This is a genomic window from Bordetella genomosp. 2 (assembly GCF_002261345.1).
GTDB lineage: Bacteria > Pseudomonadota > Gammaproteobacteria > Burkholderiales > Burkholderiaceae_B > Bordetella_A.
Map to the genome: position 1 here is coordinate 354,261 of NZ_NEVT01000007.1, position 17,017 is coordinate 371,277.

The 17,017-nt window shown below is 70.0% G+C and carries 19 protein-coding genes; 13 read left to right on the forward strand and 6 right to left on the reverse strand.

The features are described from left to right. Window positions 1-2 precede the first annotated feature (2 nt). Together CAL24_RS18425 and CAL24_RS18430 are read left to right on the forward strand one after the other, a co-directional pair. Window positions 3-1,193, forward strand: a complete 1,191-nt coding sequence (locus CAL24_RS18425; RefSeq protein ID WP_094807514.1) for a YXWGXW repeat-containing protein — start codon at window positions 3-5, stop codon at window positions 1,191-1,193. A 163-nt stretch (window positions 1,194-1,356) separates the two neighbouring features. Continuing rightward, window positions 1,357-2,259, forward strand: a complete 903-nt coding sequence (locus CAL24_RS18430) for a LysR family transcriptional regulator (protein ID WP_028352490.1) — start codon at window positions 1,357-1,359, stop codon at window positions 2,257-2,259. A gap of 1 nt (window position 2,260) precedes the next feature. Here CAL24_RS18430 and CAL24_RS18435 read toward each other — a convergent pair whose 3' ends face one another. From CAL24_RS18435 to CAL24_RS18445, 3 genes are all read right to left on the reverse strand, one after another. Then, window positions 2,261-3,238 (reverse strand): Bug family tripartite tricarboxylate transporter substrate binding protein, encoded by a 978-nt coding sequence (locus CAL24_RS18435; RefSeq protein ID WP_028352491.1) that lies wholly within the window; start codon window positions 3,236-3,238, stop codon window positions 2,261-2,263. A gap of 105 nt (window positions 3,239-3,343) precedes the next feature. Continuing rightward, entirely contained in the window at window positions 3,344-4,267 is a 924-nt protein-coding gene (locus CAL24_RS18440) for an NAD(P)-dependent oxidoreductase (RefSeq protein WP_094807515.1), read from the reverse strand. After that, window positions 4,264-4,677 (reverse strand): carboxymuconolactone decarboxylase family protein, encoded by a 414-nt coding sequence (locus tag CAL24_RS18445; RefSeq protein ID WP_028352493.1) that lies wholly within the window; start codon window positions 4,675-4,677, stop codon window positions 4,264-4,266. Before CAL24_RS18445 ends, CAL24_RS18440 begins: the two co-directional genes overlap by 4 nt. Before the next feature lie 172 nt (window positions 4,678-4,849). Here CAL24_RS18445 and CAL24_RS18450 point away from each other — a divergent pair, with 172 nt between their 5' ends. The 10 genes from CAL24_RS18450 (at window position 4,850) to CAL24_RS18495 (ending at window position 13,979) form a co-directional block, all read left to right on the forward strand. Beyond that, window positions 4,850-6,061, forward strand: a complete 1,212-nt coding sequence (locus tag CAL24_RS18450) for an ABC transporter substrate-binding protein (protein WP_094807516.1) — start codon at window positions 4,850-4,852, stop codon at window positions 6,059-6,061. A gap of 9 nt (window positions 6,062-6,070) precedes the next feature. Continuing rightward, on the forward strand, window positions 6,071-6,931 hold the full coding sequence (locus CAL24_RS18455) for a branched-chain amino acid ABC transporter permease (RefSeq protein WP_094807517.1): 861 nt from the start codon (window positions 6,071-6,073) through the stop codon (window positions 6,929-6,931). After that, the gene (locus CAL24_RS18460) at window positions 6,931-7,920 is read left to right on the forward strand and encodes a branched-chain amino acid ABC transporter permease (RefSeq protein WP_094807518.1); all 990 of its coding nucleotides are present in this window, start codon (window positions 6,931-6,933) and stop codon (window positions 7,918-7,920) included. Before CAL24_RS18455 ends, CAL24_RS18460 begins: the two co-directional genes overlap by 1 nt. Further along, complete coding sequence (locus CAL24_RS18465; RefSeq protein ID WP_094807519.1) at window positions 7,913-8,653, forward strand: ABC transporter ATP-binding protein; 741 nt, start codon at window positions 7,913-7,915, stop codon at window positions 8,651-8,653. The genes CAL24_RS18460 and CAL24_RS18465 overlap by 8 nt, the downstream gene beginning before the upstream one ends. Next, a complete protein-coding gene (locus tag CAL24_RS18470) occupies window positions 8,650-9,363 on the forward strand; it encodes an ABC transporter ATP-binding protein (protein ID WP_028352498.1) in 714 nt (237 codons plus the stop codon). Before CAL24_RS18465 ends, CAL24_RS18470 begins: the two co-directional genes overlap by 4 nt. Window positions 9,364-9,487: 124 nt before the next feature. Next, a complete protein-coding gene (locus CAL24_RS18475; RefSeq protein ID WP_094807520.1) occupies window positions 9,488-10,231 on the forward strand; it encodes a GntR family transcriptional regulator in 744 nt (247 codons plus the stop codon). Next, window positions 10,176-11,408 carry an alpha/beta fold hydrolase gene (locus CAL24_RS18480; protein WP_094807521.1) on the forward strand — a complete coding sequence of 411 codons (1,233 nt, stop codon included), beginning with the start codon at window positions 10,176-10,178 and terminating at the stop codon, window positions 11,406-11,408. Before CAL24_RS18475 ends, CAL24_RS18480 begins: the two co-directional genes overlap by 56 nt. Next, window positions 11,405-12,214, forward strand: a complete 810-nt coding sequence (locus CAL24_RS18485) for an N-acyl homoserine lactonase family protein (protein WP_094807522.1) — start codon at window positions 11,405-11,407, stop codon at window positions 12,212-12,214. Before CAL24_RS18480 ends, CAL24_RS18485 begins: the two co-directional genes overlap by 4 nt. Before the next feature lie 100 nt (window positions 12,215-12,314). Next, window positions 12,315-13,319, forward strand: a complete 1,005-nt coding sequence (locus CAL24_RS18490; RefSeq protein ID WP_094807580.1) for an ABC transporter substrate-binding protein — start codon at window positions 12,315-12,317, stop codon at window positions 13,317-13,319. A gap of 30 nt (window positions 13,320-13,349) precedes the next feature. Then, entirely contained in the window at window positions 13,350-13,979 is a 630-nt protein-coding gene (locus CAL24_RS18495) for a LysE family translocator (RefSeq protein ID WP_028352502.1), read from the forward strand. Window positions 13,980-13,993: 14 nt separating this feature from the next. On the opposite strand, the gene CAL24_RS18500 is transcribed toward CAL24_RS18495, so the two are convergent. Then, a complete protein-coding gene (locus CAL24_RS18500) occupies window positions 13,994-14,236 on the reverse strand; it encodes a hypothetical protein (RefSeq protein WP_028352503.1) in 243 nt (80 codons plus the stop codon). A gap of 113 nt (window positions 14,237-14,349) precedes the next feature. On the opposite strand from CAL24_RS18500, the gene CAL24_RS18505 reads away from it, so the two are divergent. Further along, window positions 14,350-14,754, forward strand: coding sequence for a lysozyme inhibitor LprI family protein (locus CAL24_RS18505; protein ID WP_094807523.1), 405 nt, complete (start codon window positions 14,350-14,352; stop codon window positions 14,752-14,754). 4 nt (window positions 14,755-14,758) lie between these two features. On the opposite strand, the gene CAL24_RS18510 is transcribed toward CAL24_RS18505, so the two are convergent. After that, window positions 14,759-15,586, reverse strand: coding sequence for an SAM-dependent methyltransferase (locus CAL24_RS18510; RefSeq protein ID WP_094807524.1), 828 nt, complete (start codon window positions 15,584-15,586; stop codon window positions 14,759-14,761). Between the two features lie 9 nt (window positions 15,587-15,595). Next, window positions 15,596-16,984, reverse strand: a complete 1,389-nt coding sequence (locus tag CAL24_RS18515) for an APC family permease (protein ID WP_051439259.1) — start codon at window positions 16,982-16,984, stop codon at window positions 15,596-15,598. Window positions 16,985-17,017 lie beyond the last annotated feature (33 nt).

Below are 17,017 nucleotides of genomic sequence, written 5' to 3' on the forward strand. Positions count from 1 at the left end.
TCATGAACCTGTTCAAGAACCTGTCCGCCGGCGTGCTGATCGCGGGCGCCCTGGCGGCGACCGCGCTCGCGCCCCTGCCGGCCCGCGCGGACGTCGCCATCCGCATCGGCATCAACGCCTGGAATTCGCCGCCGCCGCCGCTGCCCGAGTACAGCCAGCCGATGCTCCCCGGTCCCGGCTACATCTGGACGCCCGGCTACTGGGCCATCAACCCGTCGGGCTACTACTGGGTGCCCGGCGCCTGGGTCATGCCGCCCTACGCCGGCGCCCTGTGGACCCCGGGGTACTGGGCCTACGCCGGCAACGTCTATCGCTGGCATCCCGGCTACTGGAGCCGCCGCGTGGGCTACTACGGCGGCATCAATTACGGCTACGGCTACATCGGCATCGGCTACGCGGGCGGCTACTGGGACCGCGACCGCTTCTACTACAACCGCGAAGTCAACCACATCAACGTCACCCGCGTCACCAACGTCTACAGCCGCAAGGTGGTGGTCAACCATGTCGACAACCGCCGCATCAGCTATAACGGCGGCCGCGACGGCATCCGGCATCGCCCCACGCGCGAGGAGCAGGAGGCGATGCGCCAGCGGCACGCGCCGCCGACCCGCGCGCAGCAGGAACATCGACGCGAGGCCGCGCGGGACCGCGGCCAGTTCGCCGATCACAACCAGGGCCGGCCGCCGCGCATGACGGTCGATGACGAGCGCCGCCGCGACCAGGCGGAGCGCCGCGAACGACAGCAGCGCGCCGAAGCCGGCCGGCGCGACGGCGCGCGCGAGCAGCGCCAGCAAGCCCAGCGCCGGCAACAGGAGCAGGCGCGCGAGCAACGCCAGGACGCCGAACGGCGCCAGCAGGCGGTCGATCGGCAGCAACGCCAACAACAGCAGCAGTTGCGCGACCGGCAGGCAGCCTCGCAGCGGCAGCAAGAGCGGGCGCAGCAACAGGCAGTCGAGCAGCGGCGGCAACAGCAGGCGCAGCAGCGGCAAGCGGTGGAACGCCAGCGCCAGCAGCAACAAGCGCAGCAACGGCAGTCCATGGAGCGCCAGCGCCAGCAGCAGGCGCAGCAGCGCCAGTCCATGGAACGGCAGCGCCAGCAGCAGCATGCCCAGCGCGCCGAGCGCGGCTCCCAGGGGCCGCGCCAGGATGGCGGCGGAGGCGGCCACGGCCGGGGCGGCGGGCGCGACCACTGACGGTACGCGCACGGCGCCACCTGTCTACGCCGCCCGGCGCGGCGCGGGTAATCGACGATAATCGCGACAGCAGTCAATCGGCGCGCTGGCGGACACACGGTCCGCCAGCGCGCGCCCTTCCCTGGCTGCGCCACGACCGAACCCGCACCGCAAGGACCACGCAGTGAACAAGGACGTAGACAGGCTACGGGACATGGCCCTGTTCGCCGAGATCGCCAAGGCCGGCACCTTCACCAAGGCGGCGGAAATCCTCGGCATGCCCACTTCCACGCTGTCGCGCCGCATTTCCGATTTCGAGGACAGCATCGGCGTGCGGCTGCTGCACCGGACCACCCGGCGCATCACCCTCACGGAAGTCGGCGCCCGCTACCTGCAGCAGATCGACGAGATCATCCAGCAGGCCCATGCCATCAACGAAGAACTCGACAGCGAGATGTCGAGCCCGGCCGGCCCGCTGCGGGTCAGCATGCCGGCCGACTTCGGCGCGTATTTCGCCGATGCGCATTTCCGGGAATTCCACGCCACCTACCCGGATATCCGCTTCGAGTTCTTCATGACCTCGGTGCTGCCCGACTTGATGGTCGAGCCCTACGACGCCAGCATCCTGTTGGGCGACCCGCCGGCGGAATCGCGCCTGATCGCCCGGCGGGTCGGCACGGTGCGGCAGAACCTCTACGCCTCGCCCGCCTATCTCGAGCGGCACCCGGCGCCCACGACGCCCAGCCAGCTGGCCGACCACCAGTGCCTGCTGATGCCGGGCGCCGACCCCGACGAAGGCTGGATGCTGCGCAACGGCGCCGAGACCGCGCGCATCCAGCCGCGCCCCCTGCTCAGCGCCAACAGCCAGCCGGTGCTCAAGCAACTGGTGGTGGAGGGCGTCGGCATCGGGCAGCTCAGCCGCACCTTTGCCGCCGCGCTGGCGGACGCCGGCAAGATTGTGCGCGTGCTGCCCGACTGGGAATTGCAGCCCCGGGCGCTGTACGTCCTGACCGCGACGCGCCTGCTGCCGGCCCGGGTGCGCGTGTTCGTCGAGTTCCTGCTGGAAAAAATCCGGCCGCTCGATTGAATCAGTTGACCGGCACGCCGGCTTGCTCGATCAGCGCGGCGAAGCGCGGCACGTCGCGCTCCAGCAGCGCCTGCAGGGCGGCCGAGCCCTGGTCCTGCGGCGCCGGCGCCTGGGCCGCCAGTTTTTCCAGCGACGCCTGCACGTCGGGATCGCGCAACGCCGCCGCCAGCGCCTGCTCCAGGCGCCGCACCGCGGGCGCCGGCGTGCCGGCCGGCACCGCGATCGCATTCCAGACATTCAGGTCGAAGTCGGGCACGCCGCCTTCCGCGAACGTGGGCACATCGGGCAGTTGCGGCAGGCGGGCCGGGCTGGCCACCGCCAGCGCGGATACCCGGCCGGCCCGGTGCAGGGGAATCATGGTGACGGTCTGGTCGATGACGGCGTCGACCGTGCCGGCCATCAGGTCCGCGATGGCCGGCCCCGCGCCGCGATAGGGTATCTGCGTGGCCTTCGTCTTGGTGACGTGCTCGAAGTACACCGCGGCGATATGGCTGGTGGAGCCCGATCCGGCATTGCCGAAGTTGACGGCGTCGCCTTGCTGGCGCAGGCGCTGCACGAAGTCCTCCAGCGTCGAGATGCCGCTGGCCTTGCTGGCCGACAGCACCATGGGCACCGTGGCCACCAGGCCGATGCCGATCATGTCGCGGCGCGGATCGAAATTGGCCTTGGGATAGAGCGACGGCGCGATCGCCAGCGAGCCCATGTTGCCGAAAGTCAGCGTGTAGCCGTCCGGCGCGGCGCGGATCACGCGCTGGTTGCCGATCATGGTGCCGCCGCCGCCCAGGTTCTCGACCACCACGGTCTGGCCCAGGTCCTTGCCCATGGCCTGCGCGACGATGCGCGCCAGGCCGTCGGTGGAGCCGCCGGCCGCGTACGGCACCACCATGGAAATCGGCCGCGACGGGAAAGTGTCGGCGCGCGCGCCGCCAGCGCCCAGGGCCAGGCAGGCGGCCAGCGCCGCCGCGATTGTCTTGTTCATGTCTGCTCCTCGTTTTGTCCGGGCGACAGCCCGCCCGCCGCGCCCTGCGGGCGGCGGATGATAGTGATGGAAACGGAGCCGCCGCGCGGGCGGCGGCCCGCATTGTCAGTCGCCGCGCGTAGCGGCCAGCTCGACCCCCGCCAGCTGCTCGCACAGGCGCGCCACCGCGGTGTGGTCCTGGCCCTGGCCCAGGCTCTTGCCGGCGGCCGCCCACAGTTCGTGGCACAGCGCGGCGAACGGCGTCGGCGTGCCGGTGTCGGCGGCGATGCCCAGCGCGATGCCCAGGTCCTTGACCATGAGGTCCAGGCCGAAGCCCGAATTGAACTGGCGCGACAACACGAACTGCTTGAACTTCTTCTGCGTCGAATTGTTCATGCCGGTGGACGCGTTGAGCACGTCGACGATCACTGCCGGATCCAGGCCGAACTGCTGGCCGATCAGCATCGCCTCCACGCCGATCAGGAACCCGCCGGCCGACACCAGGTTGTTGAGCGCCTTCATGGCGTGGGCGCTGCCGACCGCGCCGGTGTGCAGGATCGACGTGCCCATGGCCGCCAGCACCGGCCGCACGCGCTCCAGGGTGGCGGCCGGGCCGCCGAACATGATGGCCAGCTCGCCGGTGCGCGCGCGCGGCACGCCGCCCGAGACCGGCGCATCGGCCAGTTCGCCGCCGGCCGCGGCGACCGCCGCCGCCAGGCGCTGCGTATGCGCCGGCACGCCCGAACTCATCTCGATGACCACGCTGCCCGGGCGCAGCCCGGCCAGCACGCCGTCCTCGCCCTGCAGCACCTGTTCGACGATGGCGCTGGTCGGCAGCATGGTGATGATCAGCTCGCTGCCCTCGGCCAGCGCGCGGCAGGTGGCGGCCGCCTTGCCGCCGACCTCGGCGGCGAAGCGCGCCGCCTGGCCCGGCGCCGCGTCATAGACCTGCACCGCGTGGCCGGCCTGCGCCAGGCGCGCCGCCATGGGCCAGCCCATGCTGCCGACCCCGATCACGCCGACGCGCAGGGAACCCGGGCCCGCGCTCATTTGGCCGCCTCCTTGAACGCGCCCTCTTCTTCCAGCACCTGGTTGGCCACCTTGAAGGCGTCCAGGCCGGCCGGGATGCCGCAGTAGACGGTGGCCTGCAGCAGGATTTCCTTGATCTCCTCGACCGTGACGCCGTTGTTGAGCGCGCCCTTGACGTGCAGCCGGATTTCGGCCGGACGGTTCAGGGCGGTGAGCATGGCCAGGTTAAGCATGCTGCGGGTCTTCTTCTCCAGGCCCGGCCGGCCCCAGGCGTAGCCCCAGCACCATTCGGTGGTGATGCGCTGGAACGCCATCATGAAATCGTTGGCGCGCGCCAGCGAGCCGTCTACGTACTCGCCGCCCAGCACTTCGCGGCGCAGGGACAGGCCCTGGTCGAACAGGGCCTGGGTTTCGGATTGGACATCTGCCATGGGTTCCTCCGTGGGATAGGTGAATGCCGCCGGCAACGGCGGCGTGATGAATCGCTATTTCGTTAGATTGTCATACAATCATCTTGACAGTCAATAAGACGATCAGAATAATCTGTTCCCAGCACCGGCGCGCAACAGCCGGGCGCCCGCGAACAACACACGGAGACAAACCATGCAGAAATCTTCCCCAGCAGGCCTGCGCCCAGGGCGCAGGGAACTCGTCATGGCCATGGGCGCCGCCGCGCTCGGCGCGGCGCTGCCCGGGCGGGCCGGCGCCGCGGCAGAGGAGATCGCGGTCGGCGTGGTGCTGCCCCTCTCCGGCGCCAATGCGCAGTTCGGCATCAACTCGCGCCAGGGCCTGGAGCTGGCCGCCGACGAGATCAATGCCGCCGGCGGCATCAAGGCGCTGGGCGGCGCCCGGCTGAAGCTGATCGTCGCCGATTCCACCTCGCAGCCCACCAGCGCGGCCACGGTGGCGCAGCGCCTCATCACCCAGAACCGTTGCGTCGCGCTCATCGGCGCCTACGCGTCCTCGCTGACCCTGGCGGTGTCCGAGGTCACCGAACGGCGCGGCATCCCGCTGCTGACCATGTCGTTCTCCGACATGCTCACCGAGCGCGGCTTCAAGCACATCTACCAGGTGGTGTCCAAAGGGTCGGTGCTCGGCAAGGCCCAGTACGACTATGCCGCGGCGGTAGTGGCCGGCGCCGACCGGATCAAGAAAATCGCCATCCTGTACGAAGACACCGCCTACGGCACCTCACAGGCGGCCGGCATCCGCGACGCGGCGCGCGCGGCCGGGGCCGACGTGGTGCTGGACGAGGCCTACCCGCTGGGCATCACCGACGTCACCCCGCTCATCAACAAGCTGCGCGCCTCCGACGCGCAGATCGTGTTCCCCGTCTCGTACCTGAACGACAGCCTGCTCATCATCCGCGTGATGCGCCAGCAGAAGATCACGCTGCCGGTGGTGGGCGGCGCCGCCGGCTACGTGATCCCGGATTTCGCCAAGGCCCTGGGCCAGTACGCGCAGGCGGTGCTGTCGATCGCCCCGGCCAACTACGACCAGAAGCCGGAATACACCGAACGCTACCGCAAGCGCTTCGGCACCTTCATGCCGCACGAGGCGCTCGAGCACGCTGTCTGCCTGGGCGTGCTGGCCAGCGCGCTGGAAGCAGCCGGCTCGGGCAAGCAGGACGCGCTGTCGCAGGCGCTGCGTTCGCACACCTTCGACCAGGGGTGGGCGGGCGTCATGTCGGGCGGCGGCGTGAAATTCGACGCCAAGGGCCTGAACACGCTGGCCCAGCCGGTCATGGTGCAGTGGCAGGACAACGAGCTGGTATCGGTATGGCCCCAGGCGCTGGCCAAGGGCAAGCTCATCTAGGGAGCAGCCATGCAATTCCTGCAGGCCCTGGTGGACGGCATCCTGCTGGGCGGCGTGTACGCGGTCATATCGATCGGGCTCACGCTGGTCTTCGGCGTGATCTCCATCGTCAACTTCGCCCAGGGGGAATTCCTGATGCTGGGCATGTTCGTGGCTTTCTTCGCCTGGAAACTGCTCGGCCTGGACCCGCTGGCCGGCTCGCTGCTGTCGTTCGCGGCGGCCTTCGTGCTGGGCGTCGGCGTACAGCGCTGGCTGATCGAACGGGTGCTGAAAGCCCCGGCGGTGGCGCAGATCTTCCTCACGGTCGGCCTGCTGATCGTCATGGAAAACCTGGCGCTGATCCTGTTCAGTTCCGAGTTCCGCTCGGTGCAGACGCCCTACCAGATGACCGCGCTGGCGCTCGGGCCGCTGCTGTTCAGCGCGCCGTACCTGTTCGCCTTCGTGGTGGCCGCGGTGGCGGCGCTGGCGCTGTGGTGGGTGCTCAAGCACACCTGGTGGGGCATGGCGGTGCGCGCCACCGCGCAGGACCCCATGGCGGCCCGCCTGTCGGGCGTCTCCACGCGCCGCGTGCACCAGCTCGCGTTCGGGCTGGGGGTGGGGCTGACCGCCCTGGGCGGCGGCATCATCCTGCCGTACCTGACCGCCTCCACCACCATCGGCGCCCAGTTCAGCGTGCTGATGTTCACCGCGGTCGTGCTGGGCGGGCTCGGCAGCGTGCTGGGCGCCGTGGTCGGCGGCATCGCGGTGGGCGTGATCCAGTCGCTGTCCGCGCTGGTTCTGCCGGTGCAGCTGCAGAACCTGGTGCTGTTCGCGGTGTTCATCCTGGTGCTGGCCGTCAAGCCGGAAGGCCTGTTGAAGAGGGCAAGCTGATGCGCGCGAACCCGACCCGACACTCCCTGCCCTGGCTGGCGCTGCTGGCGCTGGCGCTGGCGCTGGCCGCGCCCTGGTGCTTCGAAGACCAGGGCTATGGCATCCGCGTGCTGACCCTGGTGCTGCTGTTCGCCGCGATGGCGCAGGCCTGGAACATCGTCGGCGGCCTGGCCAACCAGATCTCGCTCGGCCACGCCGCCTTCTTCGGCCTGGGCGCATACACCTCCACCCTGCTGCTGATGCGCCTGGGCATCTCGCCCTGGCTGGGCATGGTGGCCGCCATGGCGGTGGCGGCCGTCGCCGGCGCGCTGCTCAGCCTGCCCACCATGCGGCTGCGCGGCCACTACTTCGCGCTGGCCACGCTGGCATTCGGCGAAGTGATGCGCGCCATCGCCAACACCTGGGCCTCGCTCACCGGCGGCCCGGTCGGCATCTCGGTGCCGTATTCGGACGGCAGCTTCGTGCTGATGCAATTCAAGTCCAGCATTCCGTACTACTACCTGATGCTGGGCGCCGTGGTGGTCGCCACGCTAGTGTTCGCCGCCATCAGCCGCTCGCGCCTGGGCTACCGGCTGCGGGCGGTCAAGGCCAACCCGCAGGCGGCCGAAGTCATCGGCGTGGACACGGTGCGCACCCGCATCCTGGCGGCGGTGATCTCGGCGGCCCTGATGGGTGCCTGCGGCACCCTGTACGCGCAGTTCATTTTCTTCTTCGATCCGGACACGGTGTTCTCGCTGGCCGGCATCTCCGTGCGGGTGGCGCTCATCTGCATCGTCGGCGGCATCGGCACCGTGGCCGGTCCGCTGGTCGGCGCCCTGCTCATCATCCCGCTGGAAGAACTATTCAACGACTGGCTGTCCGGCCAGAGCGCCGGCGTCTCGCAACTGGCCTACGGCCTCATCCTGGTCGCCATCATCCTGCTCGAGCCGCGCGGGCTGATGGCGCTGTGGCAGCGCGTGCGGCAACCGGGCGGAGGCCGCCATGCCTGACATACTCACAGTCGAGGGCGCCAGCCGGCGCTTCGGCGGCCTGAAGGCGGTCGACGCCGTGTCGTTCCGCGTGGCCCAGGGCGACATCCTGGGCCTGATCGGCCCCAACGGCGCGGGCAAGACCACCCTCTTCAACCTGCTGGTGGGCCTGTACAAGCCCCACGCGGGCCGCATCATGCTGGCCGGGCAGGACATCACCGGCTGGCGGCCGAACCGCATCGCGGCCTGCGGCATGACCAAGACCTTCCAGAACGTGGCGCTGTTTCCCGAGATGACCGTGTTGGACAACGTGCTGGTGGGGGGCATCCTGCGCCACGGCGTGCCGCAGGCCCGCCGCCTGGCCGCCGACAACCTGGCCCGCGTCGGCTTGTCGGCCATCGCCGCCAAGCCCGCCGGCGAATTGTCGTTTCCCGAGCAGGCGCGCGTGGAGCTGGCGCGGGCGCTCTGCACCGCGCCCAAGGTGCTGCTGCTGGACGAAGTCATGGCCGCGCTCAACGACGCCGAAATGGATGCCCTGCTGGACCTGATCCGCGCGCTGCGCGACGAATCCGGCATCACCTTCGCGGTGGTCGAGCACCATATGCGCGCCATCATGCGCTTGTGCAACCGCATCCTGGTGCTGTCCTTCGGCCAGAAAATCGCCGAGGGCAGCCCGGCCGCGATCGCCGCCGACCCGGCTGTCATCGAGGCCTACCTGGGCAAATCGCTCGACCACCTGGAGGTCCCGGCATGAGCCTGCTGCAGATCGAGGGCCTGACCGCCCGCTACGACCGCAGCCCGGTGCTGCACGGCGTGGACCTGAGCGTGCCGGCCGGCGGCTTCGTCGCGGTGGTCGGCGCCAACACCGCCGGCAAGAGCACGCTGCTGCGCTGCATATCGGGCTTGCTGGACAAGGTCGAGGGGCGCATCCGCTTCGACGGCCAGGACCTGCTGCGGCGCGCGCCGCACCAGGTGCCGGAACTCGGCATCGCCCACGTGCCCGAAGGGCGCCACGTGTTCCCGGAAATGACGGTCGAGGAAAACCTGTACCTGGGCGGCTACGTGCGGCGCCGCCAGAAAGGCGCGCTGCAGGCCAGTTGCGAGCGCGTCTACGCGCTGTTCCCGCGCCTGCGCGAGCGCCGCCGCCAGGCCGCCGGCACCCTGTCCGGCGGCGAACAGCAGATGGTGGCGTTCGGCCGCGCGCTCATGCTGGAACCGCGCCTGCTGCTGCTGGACGAGCCCAGCCATGGCCTGGCGCCCAGGGTGGTGGAGGAACTGCACCAGGCCATGCTGGACATCCACGCCAGCGGGCTGGCCATCCTGCTGGTCGAGCAGAACACCCGCCTGGCCCTGTCGGTGGCGCGCGATGCCTACGTGCTGCAATCCGGCCGGGTGGTGCTGTCCGGCCCCAGCGCCGAGCTGCTCGACGACAGCCGGGTGCGCGCGGCCTATCTGGGAATCTAGAGCGGAACGAGCCATGGCGCGCCGACGGGATATATTTCGGCTTTACCTTCAGGCGCGGCCGCCCGGCGGCGGCACGGTCCGTATCCCGCCGCCGGCGGCGCCATCACGTTAAGTCGAGGATCCTATGGCCAACCCGTCCGGTGCCGTGTTCGAGAAACCCACCACCCTGCGCACGCGCGTGGAAGAATTCCTGCGCGCGGCCATCATGGACGGGCGGTACAAGGGCGGCGACCGGCTGCGCGAGCAGGAGCTGTGCGAGCAACTGGGCATCAGCCGCCCCACCTTGCGCGAGGCGCTGCGCACCCTGGAGGCCGAGCGCCTGATCTCCATCGAACCGCATCGCGGCCCCACGGTCGTGCGCATCACGGAAAAAGCCGCGCGCGACCTCTATGCCCTGCGCGCGCTGCTGGAGGGCTACGCCGCGCACGAATTCGCCCGGCTCGCCAGCGACGCCGCGGTCGAGCGGCTGCGCGCCTCGGTGCGCGCGCTGCACGGCCAGGCCGGCGGCCAGGACCGCACCGCCCTGCTGGCCGCCAAGCGCGATTTCTACGACGTGCTGCTATCCGGCTGCGACAACGATCTCATCAAGGACCTGCTGCCCGGCCTGCTGTCGCGCATCAACCTGCTGCGCGCCACCTCGTTCGCCAGCCCCGAGCGCCTGCCCCAGAGCCTGGCCGAGATCGACCGCCTGTTCGACCGCATCCAGGCGCGCGACCCGGAGGGCGCGCAAGCGGCCGCGCGCGCGCACATCGTCAACGCCGAACGCACCGCCCTCGAAGTGCTGCGGCGCCCACAACCGGAGACATCCGCCAGTGAACGAGATCCAGCAGCGCCTGCAGGCCGGGATCGCCCGGGCCCGGCAAGATAGCGAATTCATCGCCGCCGCGCGCGGCCTGTCCTGCGCCGTCTGGCTGCAGGCCGGCGCCTCCGGCGAGCGCCTGGCGGTCTGGAACGGCCAGCCCGCCACGCCGTCGCAAACCGTCGTCATCCGGGCCTCGCCCGCCACCTGGGACAAGCTGCTCAGTCCCCTCCCGCCGCCGGGCTACCAGTCCTTCTCCGCGGCCCTGCGCCAGGCGCAGGACTTCACCGTGAAGGCCGAGCCGCTCGCGCTGGCCCAGTCCCTCCATCTGCTGGAGCGCTGCTTCGAGATCCTGCGCGGCCAGGTCGAGGCCGATGCGCCCGCTCTCGACCGCGGCGCCATCCACGGACACTATGCCGCCGTCACGCTGGACGGCGCGGCCGGCTCGCTCTATGTGGAAAGCAGCGGCCTGGCGGCCGGGCCGACCCTGCTGATGCTGCACACCGCCGGCGCCGATTCGCGCCAGTTCCATGGCCTGATGACCGACGCGGCGCTGCGGGCGCAGTGGCGCATGCTGGCCTTCGACATGCCCGCCCACGGCCGCAGCATGCCCTGGCCGGGCCGCGCCTGGACGGCCGGCGGACTCACCCGCGAAGCCTATCTGGCCACCTGCCTGGCGGTGATCCGCCAGGTGGCGCGGCAGCCGGTCGTGCTGCTGGGCTGTTCCATGGGGGCCGCCATGGCCCTGTACATCGCCGCGCGCAGCCCGCGCGACGTGGCCGGCGTGGTCGCGCTGGAAGCGCCATGGAAGGCCGCCGGACGGCGCACGCCGCTGCTGTGCCACCCGGAAGTCAACCAGGCCGCCCACAACCCCGCGTATGTGCGCGGCCTGATGGCGCCGCACACCACGCTGGCGGCGCGCCGCGAAGCGGCCTGGATCTACGCCCAGGGCGGCTTCGGCGTGTACGCGGACGACCTGCACTTCTACAGCGAGGACTTCGACGCGCCGGTGCACCTGGCCGGCCTGGACGCCGCCTCGTTCGGCATATCGCTGCTGACCGGCGCCTACGACTATTCGGCCAGCCCGGAAGATTCGCGGCGCGTCGCCGCGTTGATCCCCGGCGCCCGCTTCACCCTCATGCCCGACCTGGGCCACTTCCCCATGGTCGAGGACCCGCAGCGCCTGCTGCGCTATCTGCGCCCCGAGCTGGCGCGCCTGCATCCATCACCCGAGGCCCGCCCATGACGCTGCCCTGCTACGAGATCTACGCCCTGCGCTATGCCACCGTGGCGCGCCGCCGCGCCGAGAACTTCATCACCCCGCCCGACCCGCACGACGGCCCCATGCCGATGGATTACTACGTCTGGGTGATCCGCCGCGACGCGCGCGTCTACCTGGTCGACACCGGGTTCAACGAAGCCGCCGCGCGCGCCCGCGGCCGCCGCTTCCTGCGCTGTCCCATCGAAGCGCTGCGCCAGCTCGGCATCGCCCCGGACGCCGTGCGGGACGTGATCGTCACCCACCTGCACTACGACCACGCGGGCAACATCCGCCTGCTGCCGCGCGCCCGCCTGCACCTGCAGGAAAGCGAGCTGCACTACGCCTGCGGCTGCAACATGCGCTTCGACATGCTGCGCCATGCCTATGCGGTCGAGGACATGGTCGACGTGGTGCGCGGCGTGTACGACGCGCGCGTGGACTTCTACCACGGCCACGACGAGCTCGCCGCCGGCCTGCAGCTGCTGCACATCGGCGGCCACACCCAGGGGCTGCAGGCGGTACGCGTGCACACCGCGCGCGGCTGGGTGGTGCTGGCCTCGGACGCCAGCCACTTCTACGACAACATGCAGGCCCAGGCGCCGTTCCCCATCGTCTACAACGTGGCGGACATGCTGGCCGGCTACGGCACCCTGCTGAAGTTCGCCGAATCGCCCGACCACATCGTGCCCGGGCATGATCCGGAGGTCATGCGGCGCTATCCGCGGGCCGGCGACGGCACGATCGAGGCCGTGGCGCTGCACCAGCCGCCGCGCGCCCCGGCGCCCGGCTGAACAGCACGGCTATGCGCGCGGCGGCGGCGCGCGGGGGGCTTGTTATCATCGATGCTTTTTTGCCACGGAAGACAGGGAACATCGATCAATGACCCATCGCATGCGCATCAACCGCATTCTGACCGCCGCCAGCCTGGTGCTGGGCACCGCACTCAGCGTCAACGCCCACGCGCAATCCCCCACCTGCGAACTGGACCGGCCCATGAAATTCGGTGGCATGAACTGGGAATCGAACCTGATGCTGGTGGGCGTGGAGCGCTACATCGTCGAGCATGGCTACGGATGCGACACGCAAGTGGAACAAGGCGACACCCTGCCGATGTTCGCGGCGCTGCAACGCGGCGACGTGGACGTCAACAGCGAGATCTGGATCACGCAGATGCAGCAGGCCTGGGACGAGGCGATCGCCTCGGGCAAGGTCCGGCAAGTGGGCACCGTCTTCACCGGCACCGACGGCTGGTACGTGCCGCGCCATACGGCCGAGAAATTCCCGCAATTGCGCGGCGCCGCCGACTTGGAGGGCCTGCACGAAGCCTTCATCGACGACGAGGACCCCGGCAAGGGCCGCATCTACGGTTGCGCGGTGGGCTGGACCTGCGGCACCATCAACGCCAACCTGCTGCGCGCCTTCGGGCTGCAGGATGAATACCTGGTGTACTCGCCGGGCAACGCGGCGGCGCAGCGCGCCGCCATCACTTCAGCCTACAAGCGCAAGAAGGACATCGTCTTTTACTACTGGACCCCCACCTCGCTGGTCGGCTCGCTGGACCTGGTCAAGCTGGACCTGCCGCCGGTCGACCGGCAAGCGCTGGCCTGCATCACCGATCCGCACTGCGAGACCCCCCGTCCCACCGGGCTGGCGGCGTATCCGGTGGTCACGGCGGTCAACAGCGAGTTCGCACGGCGCGCGCCGGGGCTGACGGCCTTCCTGGCCAAGGTCAGCGTGCCCGAGGCCGTACTGACCGCGACACTCGGCCACATGGAGCGCGAAAAACTCGAAATCGAGGAAGCCTCGCTATACTTCCTGCGGCAGCATCCGCGGATCTGGCGCGAATGGCTGCCCGCCGACGTCGCGCAACGAGTGCAACAGGCGCTCGACGGCTGATCCCGACCCACTCCCGCACGGAACCACGGCATGTCCAGCGGCATCAACCTGTACCTGATCCTGCTCGCGGCGCTGGTCGCCTCGGCCAGCCCCGGCCCCGCCACGCTCGCCATCGCCGGCACGTCCATGTCGCACGGCCGGCGCGCCGGCCTGGCGCTGGCATCGGGCGTCACGACGGGCTCGCTGTGCTGGTCGGCAATGGCGGCCTTCGGGCTGGGCGCGGTGATGCTGGCGCACGCCTGGCTGTTCGAGGCGGCGCGCTATCTGGGCGCGGGCTACCTGCTCTATCTGGCCTGGAAGTCGGCCCGGCATGCGCTGGCGCCGGCCCGGCCGGCCACCGTCGCGGCCGCCGGCGCCCCCTCGGGCAGCCGGGCGTTCCGGCGCGGCCTGGCGCTGCACCTGACCAACCCCAAGGCGGTGCTGTTCTTCGGCTCGCTGTATTCGATCGGCATACCCAGGGACGCCTCGGCCACCGACCTGCTGTGCATCATGGCGGCGGTCGGCGCGCAGGGCGCCGTGGTGTTCCACGGCTACGCGCTGCTGTTCTCAAGCCGCCGCATGACGGCCTGCTACCTGCGGCTGCGCCGGGTCTTCGAGGCGGTGTTCGCCGTGGCCTTCGCGGCGGCCGGGATCAAGATACTCACCACCCGGGTGTCCTGAAGGCGCGCCGCGCGCTACTTGTGGTGCCGCATGGCGTCGCGGTCCATGGCGTGCTCGACCTCTTCTTCCTGCAGCTTCTGCTGCTGCAGCATGCAGTTGTCGTAGCTCGGCGTATTGCGGGCGATGCCCAGCTTGTCGCATTCGCGCTGGTAGTTCTCCACTTCCATGCGGTCCAGCGTATCGCAGCCCGACAGGGCGGCGGTCGCGGCAATGGCGCACAGCACGAAAAAGCGTCCACGATGGCCATGGCGAAGCATAAGATTCCTCTCCCGGTTGTGTTGTCGTGCGGATGGTAACCACGTACCGGGTATGATTCTTTAACGGATCAACGAAATAATCAAGCCTTCTCCAGACGCCTCAAAGGACTGCCATGCGTACACTCCTGCTGTCTCTCGGTCTTGCGATGTTCGTTCCCGCCGCGCACGCAGCCGCGCCCGACTGCGCCAACGCCAGCGATCAAGCCGGCATGACCGCATGCGCGGCTGCGCAGTACAAGCAGGCCGATGCCGCGCTGAACGCCGCCTACAAGCAGGCGAGCGCCCGGCTCAAGGACGACAAGGACCAGCACCAGCGCCTGGTCGCCGCGCAGCGCGCGTGGATCGCCTTCCGCGATGCCGAATGCGCCTTCAAGACCGGCCTGGCCGAGGGCGGCTCGGCCTATCCCATGCTGCTGGCCCAGTGCCAGGCCGCGCTCACCCAACAGCGCACGGCCGCCCTGCAGGCGCACATGAAATGCGAGGAAGGCTCGCTGGACTGCGCGATCCCTAACGAGTGAACCGCTAGCGCGAGGCCAGCGTGGCCTTCCAGGACGCCTTGCCGTCCGTGGTGCCCTGCATCGCGTCGCCCGACACTTGCCCCGTGTAGCGCTGCGAGCCCACGGTGAAGCGGATCGTGCTGCCGTCCATCCGCGCATCGCTGATGGGCGTGACCTGTTCTCCCTCGCGCAGCGACCCGGACAGCACCTGGTAGGTCTGGTCCAGCACCAGCTCCTTGCCGTCCAGCCTCCAGGTGCCGGCGACCTTGGCCGGCACCACCCATTTGTAGGCGCTGCAGTACGCCGAGCAGTCGTCGGCGGCCTGCACCGATTCGTCGGGCTGCCAGTCCCCCATCGTGAACGAGTTGGAGACGATGCGGGTGCCCGGCTTCATGTCCAGCAGCGTCGGGCGCAGCTTGACGTTGAGGGAGGGCAGCAGGAACAGGGTGATGACCGTCGCCTCGGAGAAATCCGATTCGAAAATGTCCGCCTGTTCGAAGCGGGCGCGCTGGGTCACGCCTTCGGCCTCGGCCGCGCGGCGGGCCAGCGCCACCATGTCGGGGTTGAACTCGATGCCGCGCGCCGTGGCGCCGCGCTTGGCGGCGGTGATCACCGTGCGGCCGTCGCCCGAGCCCAGGTCGACCAGGCGGTCCTCGGGGGTGAGTTTCGCCATGTCCAGCATGCGGTCGACCAGCGCCTGGGGCGTGGGCACCCACACCACGTCCTTGCCCGACTGGCCGACCGTCGGCTCGTAGGTGGCGGCCGCGCCTGCGCTGGCCTGGGCCGCCGCGCCGCCATGCCAGGCCAGCGCGCAGATCACGGCGGAAACAATGGACTTTTGCAACGTCTGCATCACACTCTCCTATCGGGGGTAGTCATTGCCACGGGCAATATCGGTGTGCGGAGCCGCGGTCGCGGCGTCGTCTCCCGCCTTCCTCGTGAACAGCAGGATCGGCGTACCAAGGGCCAGCACCGCCAGCCCGGCCAGCGCCGCCACGCCGGTATGGGCGATGCTGGCATACAGCATGTAAGAACATGTCAGGCAGAACAGGATGGGCGTGAAGGGATACAGCGGCACGCGGTACGGCAGCTCGCGCCCCGGATAACGCCGGCGCAGCACGAACAGCGCCACGCCCACCAGCAGCAGGAAGCCCCAGAACACCGGCGCGGTGTAGTCGACCATCGCCTTGAAGCCGTCGCGCGTCACCGCGCCCATGGCGATCAGCGCCAGCGCAATCGCCGCCTGGGCGATCTGCCCATTGGCCGGGTTCTTGCCGCGGCCGTTCCAGATCGCCATCCAGCGCATCACCGACAGGTCCTGGGCCATGGCGTAGAACACCCTGGCGCCAGTGAAAATGGTGGCGTTCAGCGTCGAGACCGCCGCCACCACCACCGCCAGCGTGACGATGACTTCGCCGGCCGGCCCGGCGACCCGCCGCATCATGTCGGCGGCGACCGCCTCGGAGCCGCGCAGGCCGTCCAGCCCGAGGATCGACAGCAGCGCCAGGTTGGCGAGGGTGTAGAGCGTCACCAGGATCAATGTGCCCAGCGTCAGCACGCGCGCGATGTTGCGCGGCGCGTCCCGCAGCTCGCCGGTCAGGTAGGCCGCCTCGTTCCAGCCGCCGTAGGTCAGCAGGACGAAGATCATCGCCACCCCGAGCGCCGTGGTCTCCGGCGCCGCCGCCGGGACGGGCGCCGCGCCGCCGTCCGGCGCGCCGAACAGTCCGAACAGGATCACCGCGGCCAGCGCGGCGATCTCGATCAAGGTCACCGCCACTTGCAAGGACTTGCCCTCCGCCGTCCCCACGACGTTGATGCCGGTGAAAATGCATACCGCCAGCGCGGCGTAGATGGCCGCGCCGTATGGCCCCAGCGGAAACAGCTGCGCCACGTAGTCGCCCAGCATGAAGGCGACCCCGGCGATGGCGCCGGTCTGGATCACGGTGCAGCGGGCCCAGCCGAACAGCATGGCGACCGGCCGGCCATAGGCGCGCGACAGGAAATGGTATTCGCCGCCCGCATGCGGATGGGCGGCCGACAGTTCCGCATAGCACAGCGCGCCCACCAGCGTGACCAGGCCGCCGGCGACCCACACCAGGATGAAGGACCATTCCGAGCCGACATTGGCGGCCACGATCGACGGCGTCTTGAAGATGCCCACGCCGACCACCAGCCCGACCATGATGGTGACGGCGTCGAAGACCGACAGCACGCCATCCGGCTTGGCCGCGCCAGCCGCGGGCGCGCGCATGGGCCCCGCCGCACCGGCCAGCGCGCCGTCTGC